Origin of the sequence: Streptomyces sp. V2I9 (assembly GCF_030817475.1) — a bacterium.
GTDB lineage: Bacteria > Actinomycetota > Actinomycetes > Streptomycetales > Streptomycetaceae > Streptomyces.
In genome coordinates this window covers 608,808-629,170 of the sequence record NZ_JAUSZJ010000002.1, presented here as the reverse complement: position 1 = coordinate 629,170, position 20,363 = coordinate 608,808, and the positions used below count along the sequence as shown (strand labels likewise).

Sequence of the window (20,363 nt, the reverse complement as noted above, 5' to 3'; positions counted from 1 at the left end):
CCCATGCTGCGAACACCGTCAGGCGGTGCCGGAAACGGCACCGCCACCGCGGAAGCGCGCCCGATGAGCATCGGAACGGTGCTCATCCAGCTGCGCGAGGAGTTTCCCGAAGTCACCATCTCCAAGATCCGGTTCCTGGAGGCCGAGGGGCTCGTCGAGCCGCAGCGCACACCTTCCGGATACCGGAAGTTCGCTCCCCGTGATGTGGAGCGCCTGGCCCAGGTGCTCCGCATGCAGCGGGACCACTACCTGCCGCTGAAGGTCATCCGGGAGCATCTGGACGCGCTGGCCCGGGGCGAGCAGCCCGTCCTGCCTTCGCCCGGCGACCGGCGGGACCTGGCCGACGGGGTGTGGGACGCCGGCACCGGTGAGGCGACCGCGGCCCGGATCGGGCGGGCCGAGCTCCTGGCGGCCGCCGAGGTCGACGAGGAGCGGCTGACGGAGTGGGAGTCCTACGGGCTCATCGTCCCGTCCCCGGACGGCGGATACGACGCCGAGATGGTGACCGTCGCCAAGCTGGTGGCGGATCTCGGCCGTTTCGGTCTGGAGCCGCGCCATCTTCGCTCCATGCGTGCCTCCGCCGACCGGGAGGCGGGGCTGGTGGAACAGCTGGTCGCGCCTCTGCGGCGGCACCGTAACCCGCAGACCAGGGCCCATGCGGAGGCCACCGCGAACGAGCTCGCCGAACTGTCCGTACGGCTGCACGCGGCCCTCGTGCAGAGCGCTCTGCGCAGCCGTCTGCACTGACCTCGGCGGAGCCCGACTACCCAAACATGGCGAGCACGTCCTAGGGTTGCTGTGTGAACGAGCTCGACGTTGTCGGTGTCCGGGTGGAAATGCCCTCCAACCAACCGATCGTTCTCCTGCGTGAAGTGGGAGGCGACCGGTACCTCCCCATTTGGATCGGTCCGGGGGAGGCGACCGCGATTGCCTTCGCCCAGCAGGGCATGGCTCCCGCCAGGCCGCTGACCCATGACCTGTTCAAGGATGTCCTCGAGGCCCTGGGCCAGGAGCTCACCGAGGTCCGTATCACGGACCTCCGGGAAGGGGTCTTCTACGCGGAGCTCGTCTTCGCGGGCGGAGTCGAGGTGAGCGCCAGACCCTCCGACGCCATAGCGCTCGCCCTGCGGACCGGTACGCCGATCTACGGCAGTGAGAGCGTGCTGGACGACGCGGGCATCGCGATCCCCGACGAGCAGGAGGACGAGGTGGAGAAGTTCCGCGAATTCCTCGACCAGATCTCTCCGGAGGACTTCGGTACGAACAGCCAGTGACCGTCCCGCAAGGGTGTCGTCAGCGCATCCGGCAAGCCTTTCCCGGAAACGAGACACGGGAAACCACCCTCAGGGTGATTATCACTCGGCGTGCCGAGTGTGGCGATCGTTGACGCACCCCGAGTGACTGCCTACCTTCGAGTGGGCAGGTCAAGGACGGAGGTCGGCGTGAGAAGCAGCGGCGACGGTACGGCGGCGGGTGGGCCGTATCCGCAGCACGGCAGTGGAGCCGACCACGCCATCAGGCAGCCGGTTCAGCCGGCGGTGGTGGCAGGGGGCGGCGTGGCAGCGGCGAGCGGTGCCGACGACATCGGCTACCGCGGACCGACGGCGTGCGCGGCGGCGGGGATCACCTACCGTCAGCTGGACTACTGGGCCCGTACGGGACTGGTGGAGCCGAGTGTGCGTCCGGCCTACGGGTCGGGGACCCAGCGTCTCTACAGTTTCCGGGACGTCGTTCTCCTGAAGATCGTCAAACGGTTCCTGGACACCGGAGTCGCTCTGCAGAACATCCGCACCACGGTCCAGCATCTGCGGGCCCGCGGATTCCAGGACCTCGAACGCATGACGCTGATGAGTGACGGGGCCACGGTCTACGAGTGCTCCTCGCCCGACGAGGTCGTCAGCCTGCTCCAGGGCGGGCAGGGCGTCTTCGGGATCGCCGTCGGCGTCGTCTGGCGGGATGTGGACGCGGCGCTCTCCCAGCTGCACGGCGAACGGGTCGACACCGGCGAGACCCTGGTCGGCCACAACCCCGCTGACGAGCTGGCCCGGCGGCGCAACCGCGCCGGCTGAGCCGGGCGGACGGCACGACGCGACAGCAGGACGGAATCGGGACGGTCCGGCACCCCGGGGGGCGCCGGACCGTCCCGTTGTCAGTGCCGTAGGGCAGCATCGACGGTGTGAGACCCGCGCCCACCATCCTCCACCTGGACATGGACGCCTTCTACGCGTCGGCGGAGCAGGCGGCCAAGCCGAGTCTGCGCGGCAAGGCGGTCGTGGTGGGCGGCCTCGGCCCCCGTGGTGTGGTCGCCACCGCCTCCTACGAGGCCCGGCGGCTGGGGGTGCACTCGGCGATGCCCACCGCGCAGGCCCGGCGGCTCGCGCCGAACGCGGCCTACCTGGTGCCCCGCTTCTCGCTGTACCGCACGGTGAGCGAGCAGGTGATGGGGCTCCTGGGGCGGCTGTCACCCCTGGTGGAGCCGCTGAGCCTGGACGAGGCGTTCGTGGACCTGGAGGCCGGCGGGACGGCGGACGACGCGTCCTCGGCCCTTACGACCGGGGAGGAGCTCCGGGCGGCCATCCGCGCCGTGACCGGCCTCAGCGGTTCCGTCGGACTCGCGGGCTCCAAGATGCTCGCCAAGATCGCCTCGGAGCAGGCCAAGCCGGACGGTCTCGTCCTCATCGAGCCGGGCACCGAGCGTGAGCTGCTCGCCCCCCTGTCCGTCCGGGTGCTGCCGGGGGTCGGTCCGGCCACCGGCGACCACCTCCGGCGCGCCGGCATGACCACCGTCCACGACCTGGCGGAGGCGGGCGAGGCGGAGCTCGTACGGCTGGTCGGCAAGGCCCACGGCCATGGGCTCCACCGGATGGCGCTGGGCCTCGACGACCGGCCGGTCGTCGCCGAGCGGGACGCCAAGTCCGTATCGGTGGAGGACACCTTCGACGTGGACCTGCACGACCGGGTCCGGGTGCGGGCCGAGGTGGAGCGGCTGGCGGTCCGGTGCGTGGAGCGGCTGCGCGCCGCCGACCGGTCGGGCCGGACCGTGGTACTGAAGGTGCGCCGCTACGACTTCTCCACGCTGACCCGCTCCGAGACGCTCAGAGGGCCCACCGACGATCCCACGGTGGTCCGTGAGGCGGCCGGGCGGCTGCTGGAGTCCGTGGACACCACGGGCGGCGTACGGCTGCTGGGGGTCGGCGTCACGGGCCTCGCCGACTTCACCCAGGAGGATCTGTTCGCCCAGGCCGCCGACGCGCGGGAACGCGCCCGGCGGGCTCAGGAGGACCAGACGCCGGCCGCGGAGGGCGGCGGGGAGGGGAGCGCCGGGGAGCCCGAGCCGGAGACTCCCGAGCCGCTCGCCGCCCGGCGCTGGTCCGCCGGGCACGACGTGCACCACGAGCAGCACGGACACGGATGGGTGCAGGGGAGCGGGATCGGCCGGGTCACCGTCCGGTTCGAGCAGCCGTGGAGCGCGCCCGGCCGGGTGCTCACCTTCCGCGTCGACGATCCGCTGCTGCTCCCTGCGGACCCGCTGCCCCTCGTCCGCGAGCCGCCCGACTACTCCTCCTGGCCTGCCAGCCTGCCGAAGTCCCGGTCGGAGCCGCCCGCGGGCGGGGTGTCCAGTCCGTAGTGGCGGTAGAGCTGCAGTTCCTGCTCGGGCGAGAGGTGCCTCCCGACCCCGAAGTCCGGCGCGCCCTTGATCAGCGCCCGGTCGAAGGGGACGCGCAGCGCGTCCTCGACGAATTCGCTGGGCTCCAGCGGGACGAAGGCGTCCCTGCTGAACAGTCCGGTGCGCACGGCCGCCCATTCGGGGACGCCCGTCGCGTCGTCGAGATAGACCTCATCCACCGTTCCGATCTTGGCGCCCTTGCGATCGAATGCCTTGCGGCCGATCAGGCGGCGCGGATCGATGTCGGTCTGCACGGTGCCTCCCACTGGTCGCGGCTGCTCAAGGTGGTCCGCGTTGCCCCACCAGCACCACAGAAGTGCAGATTCGCGGTGTCGGCCACTCGAGAGCTCCGGCGCGAAGGCCGCTGGTAGGCTGGCGGTGGCTGCTGACCCCGTGCGGGAGAGTCCTCCGGTGCGGAATCCGGAGGCGCCGAAGGAGCAACTCCTCCCCGGAATCTCTCAGGCTCCCGTACCGCACGGACGAGGTCACTCTGGAAAGCAGGGCGGTTCCGCGCGGGCGCAGGCCCGGACGGATTCGACCCTCACCGACGGTGAAAGTCGGCATGCCCCCGGGCGAGCCGGTGAAGCTCTCAGGTTGAGATGACAGAGGGGGAGGCCGTTCGGGCACCCGCGCCGTGGTGCCCCTCGCAGGTCGTGACAGACCAGGAGGCCTCCACCATGACCCCCCGTCGCACTTCGCTCTCCCAGCTGGAGCAGGGCATTCCGTTCGAGCAGCGCCACATAGGGCCGGACGCCGAGGCGCGGGCGAAGATGCTCGCCCAGGTCGGCTACGGCTCGCTCGACGAGCTCACCGCCGCGGCCGTGCCCGACGTGATCAGGAGCGCGGAGGCCCTGAATCTTCCGTCGGCGCGTACCGAGGCGGAGGTGCTGGCCGAACTGCGTTCGCTGGCCGACCGCAACGAGGTGCTGGCCCCGATGATCGGCCTGGGCTACTACGGCACCTTCACGCCGCCCGTCATCCTGCGCAACGTCATGGAGAACCCCGCGTGGTACACGGCCTACACGCCGTACCAGCCGGAGATCTCCCAGGGCCGCCTGGAGGCCCTGCTGAACTTCCAGACGATGGTCGCCGAGCTCACCGGGCTGCCCACCTCCGGCGCCTCCCTGCTCGACGAGGGCACCGCGGCCGCCGAGGCGATGGCGCTCGCCCGGCGCGTCGGCAAGGTCAAGAGCGGCGTCTTCCTGGTCGACGCCGACACCCTTCCCCAGACCGTCGCGGTGATCGAGACGCGCGCCGAGCCGACCGGCGTCGAGGTCGTCGTCGCCGACCTGAGCGACGGCATCCCCGCCGATATCGCCGAGCGCGGCGTCTTCGGCGTCCTGCTCCAGTACCCGGGCGCCTCCGGAGCCGTCCGGGCCATCGAACCCGTCATCGCGCAGGCCCACGAGCTGGGCGCGATCGTCACCGTCGCCGCCGACCTGCTGGCCCTCACGCTGCTCACCTCGCCCGGCGCGCTCGGCGCCGACATCGCGGTCGGCACCACCCAGCGCTTCGGCGTCCCGATGGGCTTCGGTGGCCCGCACGCCGGCTTCATGGCGGTCCGCGAGAAGTTCGCCCGCTCCCTGCCCGGCCGCCTCGTCGGCGTCTCCGTCGACGCGGACGGCAACAAGGCGTACCGCCTGGCCCTCCAGACCCGCGAGCAGCACATCCGCCGTGAGAAGGCCACCAGCAACATCTGCACCGCGCAGGTGCTCCTCGCCGTGATGGCCGGGATGTACGCGGTCTACCACGGACCGGACGGGCTGCGGACGATCGCCCGGCGCACCCACCGCTACGCCGCGATCCTGGCCGAGGGCCTGCGCGCCTCCGGTGCCGAGGTCGTGCACGGCGCGTTCTTCGACACCCTGACCGTCCGGGCGCCCGGCAAGGCTGCCGGCATCGTCGCCGACGCGCGGGAGCGCGGGGTCAACCTCCGCCTCGTCGACGCCGACCACGTCTCCGTCGCCTGCGACGAGACCACCACCCGCGCGCAGCTCTCCGCCGTCTGGGCCGCCTTCGGCGCCGAGGGCGACATCGAGGCGCTGGACGCCACGGTCGCGGAAGCGCTGCCCGAGGCGCTGCTGCGCACGGACGACTTCCTGACCCACCCGGTCTTCCACCAGCACCGCTCCGAGACCGCGATGCTGCGCTACCTGCGCAAGCTCGCCGACCGCGACTACGCGCTGGACCGCGGCATGATCCCGCTCGGCTCCTGCACCATGAAGCTGAACGCGACCGCCGAGATGGAGTCGATCACCTGGCCCGAGTTCGGCGCGCTGCACCCCTTCGCCCCGGCCGAGCAGGCGCAGGGCTTCCTCACCCTCATCCGCGAGCTGGAGGAGCGCCTGGCGGAGGTCACCGGCTACGACGCGGTGTCCATCCAGCCGAACGCCGGTTCCCAGGGCGAGTTCGCGGGGCTGCTGGCCGTCAGGGCGTACCACCGGGCCAACGGCGACGATCAGCGCACCGTCTGCCTGATCCCGTCGTCCGCGCACGGCACCAACGCCGCCAGCGCGGTCATGGCGGGCATGAAGGTCGTCGTGGTGAAGACCGCCGACGACGGCGAGGTCGACGTCGCGGACCTGCGCGCCAAGATCGAGCAGTACCGCGACGAGCTGGCCGTGCTGATGATCACCTACCCGTCCACGCACGGGGTGTTCGAGGAGCACGTCGCCGACATCTGCGGCGAGGTCCACGACGCGGGCGGCCAGGTCTACGTCGACGGCGCCAACCTCAACGCGCTGGTCGGGCTCGCCAAGCCCGGCAAGTTCGGCGGCGACGTCTCGCACCTGAACCTGCACAAGACCTTCTGCATCCCGCACGGCGGCGGCGGCCCCGGCGTCGGTCCGGTCGGTGTCCGCGCGCACCTCGCGCCGTATCTCCCCAATCACCCCCTCCAGCCGGGCGCGGGCCCGGAGACCGGGGTGGGCCCGATCTCGGCCGCCCCGTGGGGCTCGGCGGGCATCCTGCCGATCTCGTGGGCGTACGTCCGGCTGATGGGCGGCGAGGGCCTCAAGCGGGCCACGCAGGTCGCGGTGCTCGCCGCGAACTACATCGCCAAGCGCCTGGAGCCGCACTACCCGATCCTCTACACAGGCCCGGCCGGACTGGTCGCGCACGAGTGCATCGTGGATCTGCGCCCGATCTCGAAGGCGACCGGCGTCTCCATCGACGACGTGGCCAAGCGCCTGATCGACTACGGCTTCCACTCGCCGACCATGTCGTTCCCGGTGGCCGGCACGCTGATGATCGAGCCGACGGAGAGCGAGGACCTCGCGGAGCTCGACCGGTTCTGCGACACCATGATCGCGATCCGCGCCGAGATCGAGAAGGTCGCCTCGGGGGAGTGGGCTGCGGACGACAACCCGCTGGCCAACGCCCCGCACACCGCCGCCGCGCTGGGCGGTGACTGGGAGCACGGCTACAGCCGCGAGGAGGCCGTCTTCCCGGCCGGGGTGTCCGCCGCGGACAAGTACTGGCCGCCGGTCCGCCGGATCGACGGGGCCTTCGGCGACCGGAACCTGGTCTGCTCCTGCCCGCCGCTGGACGCGTACGACGCCTGAGCGAGCCTGTCGTGAGGCGTGCGCCGTGAGCGCGGTGGACGCCGGACATGCGTCGGGGCCGGTGCGGAGACTTCTCCGGGCCGGCCCCTCGTCCGTACGGCTGTTCTCAGGCGGCCTTCACCAGCGGCCGGTGCGGAGCGATGATCTGCCCGTTCGGCAGCAACTCGCCGGTGTCCTCGAAGAGGAGGACGCCGTTGCACAGGAGGCTCCAACCCTGTTCGGGGTGGTGGGCCGTCAGGCGGGCGGCCTCCCGGTCGGGTGAGTCAGCGGTGGGGCAGGGTGGCTGGTGCTGGCACATGGATGGGTTCTTTCGCTGCGTCGAGTCGAGTGTCCTGCGGCTGGATGAGGTGTTCATGCCGCCCCCGTATCAGTCGGTCCGGTCCCAGTGTTGCCCTACGGGGAAGAATCCGCAGGGATTTCGCCGCAGCACCCGTACTCCTCCCTTGACGCATCACCCGCGCGGACGGTTCACCGCAACTGCACTGTCCCTTTGGGTGGTTCGGGGTGGCCGGATAGGGCTAGTCCGAGTGGGGCCGCACCGTTCCCGCGGCGCCCGTACCGTCTCCCCGGTGTGCGGGGGCGGTAGGGGCGCCGCAGGGAACCGGTGAACGCGACGGGGGTCAGGCCGAGCTGAGGAGCGGCCCGGGGGTCATGCGCATCGAGATGACGGGCAGCAGATCGGCGACCCGGTGCGGCCGGTGCGCCGCGATGCCCGGCGGGGCCGGCGCCAGGGGTACCAGGACGTCCGCCGGGGCGAGCATGCCGCCGGCGGGATCGGCCTCGGTGTCGCCGTGGAGCCAGAGGGCGATCATGTAAAGCTCCGGGATGGACAGCAGCCGCGCCTGGCAGGGGGTGGCCGACGCCTCCGCCTGCCGGACGGCGAGCTCGGTCGAGGCGAGGTAGGGGCCCTCGAAGAAGTGCGAGAACCGCCAGCCGTCGGGGGTGAGCACGGTGTCCGCCGCGGCGACCGGACGGCCCTCGCTCCGGATCAGGAAGCGCCAGGCCGCGAGACGCGTCAGGGGTGCCGTCCGGTCAGGAGCGATCCGGCCCAGCACATGCACGGGAAGCGGGAGTTCGGGGCTCAGTGGCCCCCGGGCGGACCGGAGAGCGGATGTTCGGGCTTCGCGGACGGCCGTGGGAGAACCGAGGGCCGCGAGAACGCTGCGCAGGGCGGGCGCGGGAGCCGGGAGGACATGCAGCGGCATGGTGGGTCGCCTCTCACTTCGGAGACACGGTGACGCTTGGGCGGGTGCAGACGACATTGTCGGCATGCGGGAGGGGCCGGAACGGGCCGGTGACGGGCGAGTCGTAGCAGCTCTCTGCCTCGTTGAGCGGAGTTTATATGACACTTGTTCACACAGTGTTTCCGCTAGCAGTCCGGGATAGGGTGCACAAGACGCCATCCGGTCTGAGAGATGCGACATTCCTGGTGATTTGTCATTCGGCCCCCGGTATCGACCTGGTGCTATTCCGGCGATGCGGTAGGCCGAAATTCGCCATCATTTTCGGGGTGCATACTCCGCCGAGAAATGCCGCGCGTCGTATGCCAGGGGAATGTGCCCCCGGTCTCCTTGCACCAGACTATCGGGTATCGGAGGACCTTGGGGGCGTTACGGATCACTCCCGCTGGGCATTATCGATCGTGATGCGAGCGGCCTGGCCCGCGGGCCGCCACTGGAGGAGGGACCCCTCGATGGGGGAGAAGGTCGTGGCGGGAGCCGTTGACCTGTCCGATCGACAGGCCTACCGCGCCAAGCTCAACCAGTGCCTGGAGGGGCTGGACAGACTCCTGGTGGAGCGGAGGTTCGACCGTCCCCGGAATCTGATGGGGCTGGAGATAGAGCTGAATCTGGCGGGTTCCGACGGGATGCCCCGGATGATGAACCAGCAGGTGCTCCAGCGCATCGCGAGCCGGGATTTCCAGACCGAACTGGGCATGTTCAACCTTGAGGTGAACATCGTCCCGCACCGCCTCGGCGGCCGGGTATTCGATCAGCTCTCGGAGGAGTTGCGTACCGGACTCGCCTATGCGCACCGCAAGGCGGGAGAGGTGGACGCGGGGATCGTGATGATCGGAATCCTGCCCACCCTGGGAGAGCACGACGTGGTCTCCGCGAATCTCTCGGACGTCGACCGCTACACCTTGCTCAACGACCAAATGGCGGCCGCCCGGGGGGAGGATTTCCTCCTGGACATCGACGGCGTCGAGCGACTGGTCTGCACCTCGCCCTCGATCGCCCCGGAGGCGGCCTGCACCTCGGTCCAGCTCCATCTCCAGGTGACGCCGGACCGGTTCGCCGACGTGTGGAACGCCGCCCAGGCGATCACCGGCGTACAGATCGCGCTGGGCGCCAACGCCCCGTTCCTCTTCGGCAAGGAGCTGTGGCGGGAGTCCCGGCCGCCGCTGTTCCAGCAGGCCACCGACGTACGCCCGCCGGAGCTGGCGAACCAGGGGGTGCGGCCCCGGACCTGGTTCGGGGAGCGCTGGATCGACTCCGCCCACGAGCTGTTCGAGGAGAACCTGCGCTACTTCCCGCCGCTCCTGCCGATCTGCGACGACGAGGACCCGCTGAAGGTGCTGGACGAGGGCGGGGTGCCCGAGCTGGCCGAACTGGTCCTGCACAACGGCACGGTCTACCGCTGGAACCGGCCGGTGTACGGGATCGCCGATGGGGTTCCCCATCTGCGGGTGGAGAACCGTGTCCTGCCCGCCGGGCCGACGGTCACCGACGTGATCGCCAACGCCGCGTTCTACTACGGGCTCGTACGGGCGCTCGCGGAGGAGTCCCGGCCGGTGTGGAGCCGGCTGCCGTTCGAGGCCGCCGAGGAGAACTTCACCGAGGCGTGCCGGCACGGTATCGAGGCCGAGATGCTCTGGCCCCGCTCCGGCCGCTCGGGCGGTCTGGCCAGGATCCCCGCCGTACGGCTGGTGCTGGACGAACTGCTGCCGCTGGCCGCCGCGGGGCTGGACGCCTGGCACATCGAGCCCGCCGACCGGGACCGCTACCTCGGGGTGATCGAGGAGCGGTGCAGGCGGCGCGTCAACGGCGCCTCCTGGCAGGTCGCCACGTACCACCGGGCCCTGGACGCCGGGCTCCGGCGGGAGGCGGCACTCGCGGCCACCACCCGCCGCTACGCCGAGCTGATGCACGCGGGGGAGCCGGTCCACACCTGGCCGGTGGGCTTCCCGGCGCCCTGACGGGCGCGGGCGCGTCGCACAGAGGTGGCGACGGGCGCGGGCTTCCGGCACCGACCCCGTGCGACGCGGTGCGGCGGGCGCCGGGGGCCGACGGGGCCCGTCCGGCCTGCGGGGCCTCGGGCTGCTTCACCGTGGCGCGGCCGCCCGGCGGCCCCCTCGCCCCTTCCGCGGGGCGCGGGGCGGCAGGGCGGTGGTCACTCCTGGCCCGCCCGGCCGTTCTGGCCCGCCGTCATGATCGCCCGCAGGATCACCGCCTGGATGTCCGCCGGGTCGCTCACCTCGTAGCCGTCGCCACCGGTGACGCGGGCGATCTCGGCGACCTCCTCACGGTCCGCGTCCGGGCCCACCGCGATGGCGATGACCGGGACGGGACGCTCCGGGTCGACGAGTTCCTTCAGCTCCGCGACCAGCGTGCTCCGCGAGATGCCGTCCTCGTCCTGGTTGGAGCCGTCCGTGAGGACCACCAGGGCGTTGAACTTCCCCTTCACGTACGTAGACCGGGCCTCCTGGTAGGAGGCCAGCACCGTGTCGTACAGCCCGGTCGCCCCGCCCGGGACCGGCCGCAGCCCCGCGAACGCGGCCGTGAGCTTCTCCCGGTGGGTCGCGCCGCCCGCTGCCGGGTCGCCGAGCCGCTTCGTCGGCATGAGCCGCCGGTAGTCCTTCTCACCGTCCAGCGTGGTGGCGAACTCCCACAGCCCGATCTCGTCGTTCGGGGTGAACTGGTCCAGCGCCTGGATCAGCGACTCCTTGGTGACGTCCATCCTGGACTGGCCCCGGCCCGGCACGAGGGTCGCCATGGAGCCGGAGGCGTCGACCACCGTGGTGAGCCGGGCGCTCTGCACGGTGATCGTCCACATCCCGAGCGTCTTCCGGAGCTCCTCGGCCGAGGGCGCCTCGGCGGCCGGTTCGGCGTACGGCTGGGGCTTCCTGCCGCCGGCCGCTGCGACGAGGGAGTCCCGCGCGCTTCCGTCGCCGGCCCGGAACCCGTGCTCGGCGAACGTGGACCGGGCGGCCTCGTCGCCCAGCAGGTTCATGAACCGCAGGGCCGCGCGGGACTCCTGGATGCTCAACTCCGGCTCGTTCACCAGCGTGTACGGGTAGTCCAGCAGCGGAGTGCCGTCCTCGGGATAGAAGAGGTCCAGCTTGCCCCCGCCGGTCGCCTCCGCGTTGTGCGTGAAGGCCGCCTGCTCGGAGATCAGGACCGCCTGGTTGCGCTTCGGATTGCCCTCCTCGGCCCCGGACGTGCTCCGCGCCAGGGTCTCCAGCACCTGCGCGTCGCCGTCCGACATCCGCTCGGCGAGCACCTTCGCGGTCTCCGCCACCCGGGTGTCGCTGTCCCCGCCCTGTCGCGCCGACGAGGCGCCGATGCCGCTGAGGGCCAGCAGCCCGGTCGCACTGCGCGCCGGGTCCGCCGCCCCCAGGCGTATCCGGTCCGAACCGAGCGTCCTGGCCACCAGCTCGGCCCAGGTGTACGTCTTCGCGGGCCAGTCGAGCGCCTTCGACGCGGACGGCACCATGGCCACGGCCACCGGTGAGGAGGCCACCGAGTCGGAGGGGGAGACGGGTACGCCCTCGCCCAGCCCCTTGGCCCGCTCCAGCCACAGTTCGGAGTCGGGCAGCCAGACCTGGAAGTCGGGTTCGGTGTCCCCGGCGGCGAGGGCGTCGGCGACCTTGTGCGCGTCGCGGGCGCGCACCTCCACGACCAGACAGCGCCCGTCCGCCCTGACCTCGTCCGCGCGGGCCCGCCCGGCGATGGACCGTACGGCGGGGGCGATGTCCGGGGAGGCGACCACGGACAGGTGTACCGCGGAGTCCTCGCAGGACTCCGAGAACGACAACAGGCCGCCCTTGGCCGCGACAGCCGTGCCCGTCGCCACGGAGAGGACGAGCAGGGTCGCGATGACGACCGTACGGCGCCGGCGCGCGGGGCTCGGGTGGTCCCGGCGTTCCTCCGCCGCGCGGCTGTCGGGCAAGCTATGACGTCCCATGTCGGTGGTGCCCCCCTTGATGACGGAACAAGGAAACGGGGGACCCGACCACCAGTGATGGTGGTCGTCCCCCGGCCTGTCGCGCATGATCTTCGTACCTGCATTCGAGACCCTAGCGGGACGGCCGGTGGGATGAGACGCGATTGCAGAACAAAAGGCAGGTGTGCAGGTGGAGTCCGTGCGCGTGGCTGATTCTCTTCCCCAAGAGGCCGTGTCACGAAGGATCTTGCGGTCCGAGACGGTGCTGGTCCTGGCGCTCTCGCTGGGTGCCAGTGGAGTCTCTGCCCTCATCAGTTTCGTCGGATCCCTGACGAAACCGGGAGGATTGAAGGACCAGGCGGCGACGCTCAACGGTTCGTACGCCCCGGACCGTCCCTGGCTTGATCTGGCGTGGCAAATGTTCGGGATCGCAACGGCTCTGGTGCCGGTCGCCCTGGTGGCGCATCTGCTGATCCGGGAGGGGACGAGCCTGCGGGCGATCGGCTTCGACCGCACCAGGCCCTGGTCCGACCTGGGCCGCGGAACCCTGGTCGCGGCCGGCATCGGCAGCGCGGGCCTCGCCTTCTACCTCGTGGCCCGCGCCACCGGGTTCAACCTGACGGTCGTGCCGGAGTCCCTGCCCGAGGTCTGGTGGAAGTTCCCCGTGCTGATCCTCTCGGCGATCCAGAACTCCGTCGTGGAGGAGGTCATCGTCGTCGGGTATCTGCTGCGCAGGCTCGGGCAGTTGGGCTGGACCCCGATGGCCGCCCTGGTGGCCTGCTCCCTCCTGCGCGGGTCGTACCACCTGTACCAGGGGATCGGCGGCTTCATCGGCAACGTGGTGATGGGCGTCGTCTTCGTGCTGCTCTACCGGCGCTGGGGCCGGGTGGGCCCGCTGGTCGTCGCGCACGCGCTCCTGGACATCGGGGCGTTCGTCGGTTACGCCCTGCTCGCCGGCCGGGTCGACTGGCTGCCGACGCCCTGAGCCCCGCCGGTGCCCCGGAGCGGGCCGCCGTCGCTCCCCGGTGCGGGGCCCGTCGCCCCGTCGTCAGAGCGAGGTGAGCAGTTCGCCGTCGATCACCGTGACCGCCGTTCCGGTCAGCAGGGTGCGCCCGCCGCGCAGCTGGGTTCGGACGAGGCCGGAGCGGGCGGACGCCTGTAGCCCGGTGAGGTCGTCGCGGCCGAGGCGGGCCGACCAGAAGGGGGCCAGGGCGGTGTGGGCGCTGCCGGTGACCGGGTCCTCGTCGATGCCGAGGCGCGGGAAGAAGCCGCGCGAGACGTAGTCGTAGCCGCGGGCCGGGTCCTCTGCCACGGCGGTGGCGATGATGCCGCGCCGGGAGTGGGCCACCAGAGCGGCGAAGTCGGGGGCGAGCCCCCGTACGGTCGCCTCGTCGCGCAGCTCGACGAGCAGGTCACCGACGTGCTTGCCGGTGTCGTGCACCGAGAGGGGGTCCGCCCCGAGGACGTCCGCGAGACCGGACGGCACCGGCTCCTCGGTCAGCGGGGAGGTGGGGAAGTCCAGGGTGAGGCCACCGTCCGGGGCGGCGGTCGCGGTCAGGATCCCGCACCGTGCGGCGAACCGGACGGTTCCCGTCGTGAGGCCCGTGGTGTGCAGGACGTGGGCGGTGGCGAGCATGGCGTGGCCGCACATGTCCACCTCGGTGGCCGGGGTGAACCAGCGCAGCGCCCAGTCGGCGTCGCCACCGGGCGGCAGGGGGTGGGCGAACGCGGTCTCGGAGAGGTTGACCTCGGCGGCGATCTCCTGAAGGCGTTCTGCGGCCGGGAACCCGTCGCTCTCCAGCAGGAGCACACCGGCGGGGTTTCCGGAGAAGGGGCGGTCGGTGAACGCGTCGACGATACGAATCCTCATGGGGCGACCGTAGAGCGCCGCGACGGAGGCGGACCAAGGCCAATTCCGGGTGGGCGGCCCCTGCCCGTCGGGACGGCGGAGCTCCGGGGCCGGGCTCCGGGCGCAACCGGGCCACCGGAGAGGCCGGTGCTGTCGGCAGTACCGGGGCTGTCGAATGGCGGTGCTGCCGGAATGGCGGCGCTGTCGGCCATGCGGGAGGGCCGGACCTGCCGCCCACCGGATTCCGCCGACAGCCCCGGACACGACGCAGGCGGTGAGAGGTGCGGGGATCGTCGTCGGCGAGGGCCCGTGCGGGGCCGGTGCCCGGCAGCGGTGCCCCACTGCCGGGCACCGCCGACCCCGCGAGCACCACGGTCGTGGCCCGGCCGGGCGACCGTGCCGCCGGGACCGGGCCCGGCAGCGCTCCCGCCCGTGCGGCTCGATCCGGTTCGCCCGGCCCGAGCCGCACGGGCCTGGAGCGTCACGCGACGGCGGTGCCCTCCAACTCGACCAGCAGGCCGGGAACCGCCAGCCGCGCCACCCCGAGCATGGTGCTGGCCGGTGCCACCCGCGCCGCACCCAACCGTCCCGCCAGCACGCCGTAGTGCCGAAGGAGCAGGTCGACGTCGGTGGTGCAGACGTTGAGGCGGACCAGGTTCGTGAGGGACATGCCCGCCTCGCCGAGGACGGCCTCCAGGTTGTCCAGGCTCAGCGCCAGCTGGGCCGCCATGTCGCCCTCGTGCCGGGGTGTGCCGTCGTCGCTCGTCGCGGTCTGCCCGGCGATGTAGAGGGTCCGGGTCTGCCCGGAGACGAGTTCGCCCTGGTTGAATCCCAGATCCACCGACCAGGTCACCGGGTTGACGGCCGTGCGTTCCACTGCCACTTCAGCTCCATTCGATGCGCGGGGTCACATACGTCCCTGATCCGCCGGCCGGGCGGCCGCCGTCTCCGACGCGTGCGACGTCGTGGGTGACGTCGTGCGGGGGAGCCTTCCAACCATTCACGACACCCTTCGTCAGGTATTTCGCTACCGTTCCCGCATGCGCGCCGACCGACTGGTCTCGCTGGTCCTGCTGTTGCGTCAGCGCGGGCGGCTGACCGCCGACACGCTGGCCCGTGAGCTGGAGGTCTCCACCCGCACCGTGCTGCGCGACATCGAGGCGCTGTCCTCGGCCGGCGTCCCGGTCTACGCCGAACGCGGCCGGCACGGCGGGTTCGCGCTGCTGCCCGGCTTCCGTACCGAGCTGACCGGGCTGAACCACGATGAGGCCCTCGCCCTGCTGGCCGCCGGGTCGGGGCGCGGTGAGCAGGTGTTCGGCCTCGGTTCCGCGCTCGCCTCGGCCATGCGGAAGGTGGTCGACGCCCTCCCCGAGAGCCACCGGACCACGGCGAGCGACGCGGCCCGGCGCTTCCTCGTCGATCCGGAGACCGACCTGCTCGCCCGGCGCGCGATCGTCCAGGAGGCGCCCGGCGCGACGATGATGGCGGTCCGCCGCGCCGTACTCGCCGGGCACAAGCTCCGCATCCACTACGCGGCCGCGGACCAGCCGGCGAGGTGGCGCACCGTGGACCCGATCGGCCTGGTCACCGTACGGGACCGGGGGTATCTGCTGGCCACGCGATCCGGCGAGGACCGCACGTACCGGCTGTCGCGTGTGCTGGACGCCGAGGAACTGCCCGAAGCCGCACAGCGGCCCGACCGGGTCGACCTGGACCGGATCTGGCGGGAACGCTCCGCGCGGTTCCTCTCCGGCGGCGACCACCTCACCGTGCGGGTACGGGTGAACCCGGTGCGGCGGGAGGAGCTGCTGGACACCGTGCTGGCCGTCCGGGCGGAAGATCCCGACGCGGACGGCTGGTCGCGGCTGGAGGTCGCCTTCCAGGACGCACGGCACGCCGAATGGGCGCTGTGGCAGCTCGGCACGGATGCGGAGGCCCTGGCCCCGCAGTCCTTGCGGAGCGCTCTGCGCGACCGCGCCGCCACGATCGCGGCCCGCTACGAGGACCCGGCCTGAGAGCCGATCGGCCGCGGCGCGTCAGCTCCGGGCGGTGTCGTCGCCCGTCTGCCCGGCGCTCTCGGCGGCGCCCGCCCTCTCGCGCATCTTGCGCACCAGCTCCGCCTTCTGGTCGGCCGCACCCTGGCGGTCGAGGTTGCGGTGCGGACCGTTGTTCTGCCGTTCGGCGCGGGACAGCCTCTTGCGCTGGCCGCCACCCTGGCCCACGGGGTTGTTGATGTTCTTGCTCACGGTCACGGGTTCTCCCGGTCATGGTGTGGAGTGGTCCACGGATTCATCGGTGGGGGGCGGGCGGCGACGTCGAGGGACGTCAGCGGCGGACCGTCACGCTCTCACTCGTGGATCGGCGTCTGGAATGATAAAAACGTTACCCGGTTCCGCCGGTCCCGCACACCAACCGCTCCGCCGCCCCGGCGCCGGCCGACCTTCCGGAAAGCGCGAAGGACAGGGGCGCGCCCCTGTGCCCACGCGAATCGATCATTCGGCGCGACTCCTGGAGCGCGCTCTCGCGGCCTTCTCGAGCTCGCCGCCCATCAGCGGGAGCGCCGTGGCGGCACGCCTGGCTGACGGTTCATCAGCTCCGTTGGGCTCCCTGCCGGGTCGGCCTGTTCTGCCAGATCACCGCCGCGTCGAAGCGGTCCGACGCGCGGGGGTGGGGGCCGTCGTCGTGGCAGTGGAAGGCCGTCCAGAAGAGGTCGGCGGGCAGGGCGTCGCCGGGTGCGTACACGCGGTAGACGTACTGCAGCCCGTCCTCGGCGAGCAGAGCGACCATCCAGAACACCCGTGCTCCGCCTCCCTCCGTTCCCGGTGCCACCGCCGTGTGCGCTGTGGCGTGAGGGACGTGCGCGCGGGGGCCGGTGGTTGCCTGACGCGGCGCGCGGGGCAAGGCGGCACGCGCCCCTGGGCCTCACAACGGTCCCCTGCGGGGCGATCTCATCCGCAAGGATGACGGATCGCACCGGCGTCCCCAACTCCGGTGGATGCCCGATGGGCCGCTCCGTCGAGGACTCCGGCGCCGTTCCCGTCTCGACAGGTGTCACGGGGGGTGACGGTGCTGTCCACGGCTGCCATGATGTGCCGATGCACGTGTCTTCGGGAGTTCAGGGCAGAAGCGCCGGGCTGGGCCTCGCCCTGATCTCGGCCTTCGCGTTCGGCGGTTCGGGAGTGGCGGCCAAGCCGCTGATCGAGGCGGGGCTCGACCCCTTGCACGTGGTCTGGCTCCGCGTCGCGGGCGCCGCCCTCGTCATGCTCCCGGTCGCCTGGCGCCACCGGGGCCTCGTACGGGAACGCCCCGCCCTCCTCGCCGGGTTCGGCCTGTTCGCGGTGGCCGGGGTGCAGGCCTTCTACTTCGCCTCGATCTCCCGTATCCCGGTCGGCGTGGCGCTCCTGGTCGAGTACCTGGCGCCCGCCCTGGTCCTCGGCTGGGTGCGCTTCGTGCAGCGCAGGCCCGTCACGCGGGCCGCCGCGCTCGGAGTGGTGCTGGCGGTCGGGGGCCTCGCGTGCGTCGTCGAGGTCTGGGCCGGGCTCAGTTTCGATCTCCCGGGACTGCTGCTGGCCCTCGGCGCCGCGTGCTGCCAGGTGGGCTACTTCGTCCTCTCCGACCACGGCGGCGGGCAGGGCGGCGGGGACGCCGCGGGCGAGCACGCGGATCCGCCGCACCCCGTCGGCGTCATCGCGTACGGACTGATCGTCGGCGCCGTCGTCCTCACGGTCGTCGCCCGCCCCTGGGGCATGGACTGGTCCCTGCTCGGCGGCGGCGCGGACATGAACGGCGACGAGGTCCCCGCCTGGCTGCTGCTCGGCTGGATCGTGCTGCTCGCCACCGTGCTCGCGTACGTCACCGGGGTCGTCTCCGTCCGGTTGCTCTCGCCCCAGGTCGCCGGGGTCGTCGCCTGCCTGGAGGCGGTCATCGCGACCGGGCTGGCGTGGGTGCTCCTCGGGGAACACCTCTCCGCGCCGCAGCTCGTCGGAGGCTTCACCGTGCTGGTCGGTGCGTTCATCGCCCAGTCCTCCGCGCCGAAGCCCCCGGCGGGTCCGGTCGCCGCCGGGGCCGGGACCGGTGTGGCGGCCGAGCCCGCGGTGGACGAGTTGTCCGGCGGCCGGACCCCGCACTAGGGTGCCGGCCATGCGTCTGACTGTGCTGCCGCCGCCTGCCGCCTAGCGCGAGCGGCCACTCCTGACGAGGACCGGGCTCGGGCAGTCCCCGAGCGGTTCGTCGCCGCCCGTGTGCGGAGCCGAGCGACCCCACCGTCCCGTCTTCCTCCGGAGAAGTCACATGTCCCTTCCCGTCGCATCCGCGCTGCCCGTCGGGCGGAGCCTGCTGTATCTCGTCGTCGCCGGAGTCGCCCGGGGCACCGCCGGCGCGGCCGCGTCCCTGGTCTTCCGGGTGAGCGGTCTCGGCCCGTTCGCCCTGTCGTTCTGGCGCTGCGCCGGAGGTCTCCTCCTGCTCGCCGGGGCACTCGCCCTGCGCCCGCGCCGCGCGCTCCGGGAACCCGAGCCCCGGCGCCGCCGACTTGATCCGCGTCCTCGGTACCGGCATCGGCCTCACCGTCTTCCAGAGCGCGTACTTCGCCGCGGTCGAGGTCACGGGCCTCGCCGTCGTCACCCTCGGCGCCGGGCCCGTGCTGATCGCCGTCGGCGCGCGCCTGATGCTGGGCGAACGTCTCGGGCGGGGCGGCCTGGTCGCCGTGACCGGTGCGCTCACCGGGCTCGTCGTGCTGGTCCCGGGCGGCGAGGGCGCAGACGTCGTGCCGACCGGGGTGCTGCTCGCGCTGCTGTCCGCCATCGGGTACGCGGCGATCACGTTGCTCACCCGATGGCTCGGGCGGGACGGCGGCGGTGACCCGCTGACCACCAGCGCCCGGGCGTTCGGCGTCGGAGCGGTGGGGCTGCTGCCCATGGCCGCGGCCGAGGGGCTGGTGCCGCACACCGCCGAGACCGGACAGGTGCTGTGGCTCATGGTGTACGTGGCGGCGGTGCCCACGGCGCTCGCCCACGCGCTGTACTTCGCCGGAGCGGCAGCCGTCCGCTCGGCCACCGTCTCCGTGATCATGCTGCTGGAGCCGGTGAGCGCCGCCGTCATCGCGGTGACCGTCCTGGGGGAGCGGCTGACGGCGGCCACGGTCCTGGGCACGCTGCTCCTGCTGACCGCCGTGGCCGGACTGGCGCTCGCGGAGGCGCGCGGCGCGGTGGTCGCCCGCCGGGAGGAGTCCGTGGCGGTGTGACGGTCCGGACGTGTCCGACGCGGCGGCCGCACTCCCCTGCCCGATGACGGCACCGGGAGTCTCGCCCGCCGCGGTGGCGCGGCCCTGCCGGGGGGAGACAGGGCCGCCGCGTGCTCCGGCGGACGCGGCGGTCAGTCCCCCGTCGTACCCCGTCGGAGCGCCGCCAGATAGTCCGGTACGCCGATGGACGGGTCCAGGTCGTCCGCCGGGACCGGCGCCGCGTAGCCCCGCGTGAGCGGCACGATGCCGGTCCAGTGAGGGAGGGTGCTGTCCTCGGGCTCGTCGTTGGGGCCGCCGGTGCGGACCTTCGCGGAGACCTCGTCCAGGTCCAGCCGGATCACGGCCGTCGCGGCGAGTTCCCTGGCATCGGCCGGCCGGGAGTCGCGGGAGCGCCCCGGCACCACCTGTTCCACGATCGCGTCCAGGGCGAGCCGCCGCTCTTCGGGGTCGGTCACCGTCACGGCCGTGCCGTGCACCACCACCGAGCGGTAGTTCATCGAGTGGTGGAAGGCGGACCGGGCCAGGACGAGGGCGTCGACATGGGTGACCGTCAGGCAGACCGGCAGTCCCGGATCCGCGCTCCCCGCCGAACGCAGCGGGCGCGAGCCCGTGGAACCGTGGACGTACAGCCGCTCGCCGATCCGGCCGAAGAGGGTCGGCAGGACGACCGGCGCGCCGTCGCGTACGAAGCCCAGGTGGCACAGGTAGGCCTCGTCGAGGATCGAGTGGACCGACGCGCGGTCGTAGGAGGCGCGCTCCTTGGAGCGGGTGGGGACGGTGCGGTCGGTGGGAAGGTAGGGAGCGGCGGACTCCGGGCCCGCGTTCCCGGACGGCGCGGTGTGCTGCATTGCCATCTCCATTGCACTAGTGCATAATATT

The 20,363-nt window shown here is 72.2% G+C and carries 18 protein-coding genes, 1 pseudogene and 1 riboswitch; of the genes and pseudogenes, 10 read left to right on the top strand and 9 right to left on the bottom strand.

The genetic code is table 11. The features are described 5' to 3' along the window. Nucleotides 1-3: 3 nt before the first annotated feature. From QFZ71_RS02815 to QFZ71_RS02800, 4 genes are all read left to right on the top strand, one after another. Nucleotides 4-747 (top strand): MerR family transcriptional regulator, encoded by a 744-nt coding sequence (locus tag QFZ71_RS02815; RefSeq protein WP_307666658.1) that lies wholly within the window; start codon nt 4-6, stop codon nt 745-747. A 53-nt stretch (nt 748-800) separates the two neighbouring features. Continuing rightward, nucleotides 801-1,274: a bifunctional nuclease family protein gene (locus QFZ71_RS02810; RefSeq protein WP_307666657.1), complete on the top strand. Its 474-nt coding sequence runs from the start codon at nt 801-803 to the stop codon at nt 1,272-1,274. A 282-nt stretch (nt 1,275-1,556) separates the two neighbouring features. Further along, nucleotides 1,557-2,069 (top strand): MerR family transcriptional regulator, encoded by a 513-nt coding sequence (locus QFZ71_RS02805; protein WP_373465073.1) that lies wholly within the window; start codon nt 1,557-1,559, stop codon nt 2,067-2,069. Between the two features lie 107 nt (nt 2,070-2,176). Continuing rightward, the gene (locus QFZ71_RS02800; RefSeq protein ID WP_307666655.1) at nt 2,177-3,628 is read left to right on the top strand and encodes a DNA polymerase IV; all 1,452 of its coding nucleotides are present in this window, start codon (nt 2,177-2,179) and stop codon (nt 3,626-3,628) included. Here QFZ71_RS02800 and QFZ71_RS02795 read toward each other — a convergent pair. Continuing rightward, entirely contained in the window at nt 3,556-3,921 is a 366-nt protein-coding gene (locus QFZ71_RS02795; RefSeq protein ID WP_307666654.1) for a PRC-barrel domain-containing protein, read from the bottom strand. The two genes, QFZ71_RS02800 and QFZ71_RS02795, sit on opposite strands and share 73 nt — an antisense overlap. 132 nt (nt 3,922-4,053) lie before the next feature. Beyond that, nucleotides 4,054-4,151, top strand: a riboswitch (glycine riboswitch). A gap of 193 nt (nt 4,152-4,344) precedes the next feature. Between QFZ71_RS02795 and gcvP the strand changes: the two genes are divergently transcribed. Beyond that, the gene (gcvP, locus tag QFZ71_RS02790) at nt 4,345-7,230 is read left to right on the top strand and encodes an aminomethyl-transferring glycine dehydrogenase (protein ID WP_307666653.1); all 2,886 of its coding nucleotides are present in this window, start codon (nt 4,345-4,347) and stop codon (nt 7,228-7,230) included. Nucleotides 7,231-7,336: 106 nt separating this feature from the next. Here gcvP and QFZ71_RS02785 read toward each other — a convergent pair whose 3' ends face one another. Next, nucleotides 7,337-7,528 carry a DUF5999 family protein gene (locus QFZ71_RS02785; RefSeq protein ID WP_228992381.1) on the bottom strand — a complete coding sequence of 64 codons (192 nt, stop codon included), beginning with the start codon at nt 7,526-7,528 and terminating at the stop codon, nt 7,337-7,339. A gap of 322 nt (nt 7,529-7,850) precedes the next feature. Further along, complete coding sequence (locus tag QFZ71_RS02780) at nt 7,851-8,435, bottom strand: hypothetical protein (RefSeq protein WP_307666652.1); 585 nt, start codon at nt 8,433-8,435, stop codon at nt 7,851-7,853. Nucleotides 8,436-8,923: 488 nt separating this feature from the next. On the opposite strand from QFZ71_RS02780, the gene QFZ71_RS02775 reads away from it, so the two are divergent. Beyond that, nucleotides 8,924-10,429, top strand: coding sequence for a glutamate--cysteine ligase (locus QFZ71_RS02775; RefSeq protein ID WP_307666651.1), 1,506 nt, complete (start codon nt 8,924-8,926; stop codon nt 10,427-10,429). A 194-nt stretch (nt 10,430-10,623) separates the two neighbouring features. Here the strand turns inward: QFZ71_RS02775 and QFZ71_RS02770 are convergent, their stop codons facing one another. Beyond that, a complete protein-coding gene (locus QFZ71_RS02770; protein ID WP_307666650.1) occupies nt 10,624-12,417 on the bottom strand; it encodes a substrate-binding and VWA domain-containing protein in 1,794 nt (597 codons plus the stop codon). 184 nt (nt 12,418-12,601) lie between these two features. On the opposite strand from QFZ71_RS02770, the gene QFZ71_RS02765 reads away from it, so the two are divergent. After that, nucleotides 12,602-13,381: a CPBP family intramembrane glutamic endopeptidase gene (locus QFZ71_RS02765; protein ID WP_307666649.1), complete on the top strand. Its 780-nt coding sequence runs from the start codon at nt 12,602-12,604 to the stop codon at nt 13,379-13,381. A gap of 63 nt (nt 13,382-13,444) precedes the next feature. Here QFZ71_RS02765 and QFZ71_RS02760 read toward each other — a convergent pair whose 3' ends face one another. Continuing rightward, nucleotides 13,445-14,266 carry a PhzF family phenazine biosynthesis protein gene (locus QFZ71_RS02760; protein ID WP_307666648.1) on the bottom strand — a complete coding sequence of 274 codons (822 nt, stop codon included), beginning with the start codon at nt 14,264-14,266 and terminating at the stop codon, nt 13,445-13,447. A 460-nt stretch (nt 14,267-14,726) separates the two neighbouring features. After that, nucleotides 14,727-15,122, bottom strand: a complete 396-nt coding sequence (locus tag QFZ71_RS02755) for a RidA family protein (protein WP_307671325.1) — start codon at nt 15,120-15,122, stop codon at nt 14,727-14,729. 163 nt (nt 15,123-15,285) lie between these two features. Between QFZ71_RS02755 and QFZ71_RS02750 the strand changes: the two genes are divergently transcribed. Then, complete coding sequence (locus tag QFZ71_RS02750; protein ID WP_307666647.1) at nt 15,286-16,260, top strand: YafY family protein; 975 nt, start codon at nt 15,286-15,288, stop codon at nt 16,258-16,260. 21 nt (nt 16,261-16,281) lie between these two features. Here the strand turns inward: QFZ71_RS02750 and QFZ71_RS02745 are convergent, their stop codons facing one another. Together QFZ71_RS02745 and QFZ71_RS02740 are read right to left on the bottom strand one after the other, a co-directional pair. Continuing rightward, nucleotides 16,282-16,497 carry a DUF6243 family protein gene (locus QFZ71_RS02745; RefSeq protein ID WP_307666646.1) on the bottom strand — a complete coding sequence of 72 codons (216 nt, stop codon included), beginning with the start codon at nt 16,495-16,497 and terminating at the stop codon, nt 16,282-16,284. Nucleotides 16,498-16,834: 337 nt separating this feature from the next. Next, nucleotides 16,835-17,041: a hypothetical protein gene (locus QFZ71_RS02740; RefSeq protein ID WP_307666645.1), complete on the bottom strand. Its 207-nt coding sequence runs from the start codon at nt 17,039-17,041 to the stop codon at nt 16,835-16,837. A gap of 299 nt (nt 17,042-17,340) precedes the next feature. Here QFZ71_RS02740 and QFZ71_RS02735 point away from each other — a divergent pair, with 299 nt between their 5' ends. Then, nucleotides 17,341-18,375: a DMT family transporter gene (locus tag QFZ71_RS02735; protein WP_307666644.1), complete on the top strand. Its 1,035-nt coding sequence runs from the start codon at nt 17,341-17,343 to the stop codon at nt 18,373-18,375. A gap of 160 nt (nt 18,376-18,535) precedes the next feature. Then, nucleotides 18,536-19,484, top strand: a pseudogene (locus tag QFZ71_RS02730) (DMT family transporter). 131 nt (nt 19,485-19,615) lie between these two features. Here QFZ71_RS02730 and QFZ71_RS02725 read toward each other — a convergent pair. Beyond that, nucleotides 19,616-20,332, bottom strand: a complete 717-nt coding sequence (locus QFZ71_RS02725; protein ID WP_307666643.1) for a pyridoxamine 5'-phosphate oxidase family protein — start codon at nt 20,330-20,332, stop codon at nt 19,616-19,618. Nucleotides 20,333-20,363: the final 31 nt, after the last annotated feature.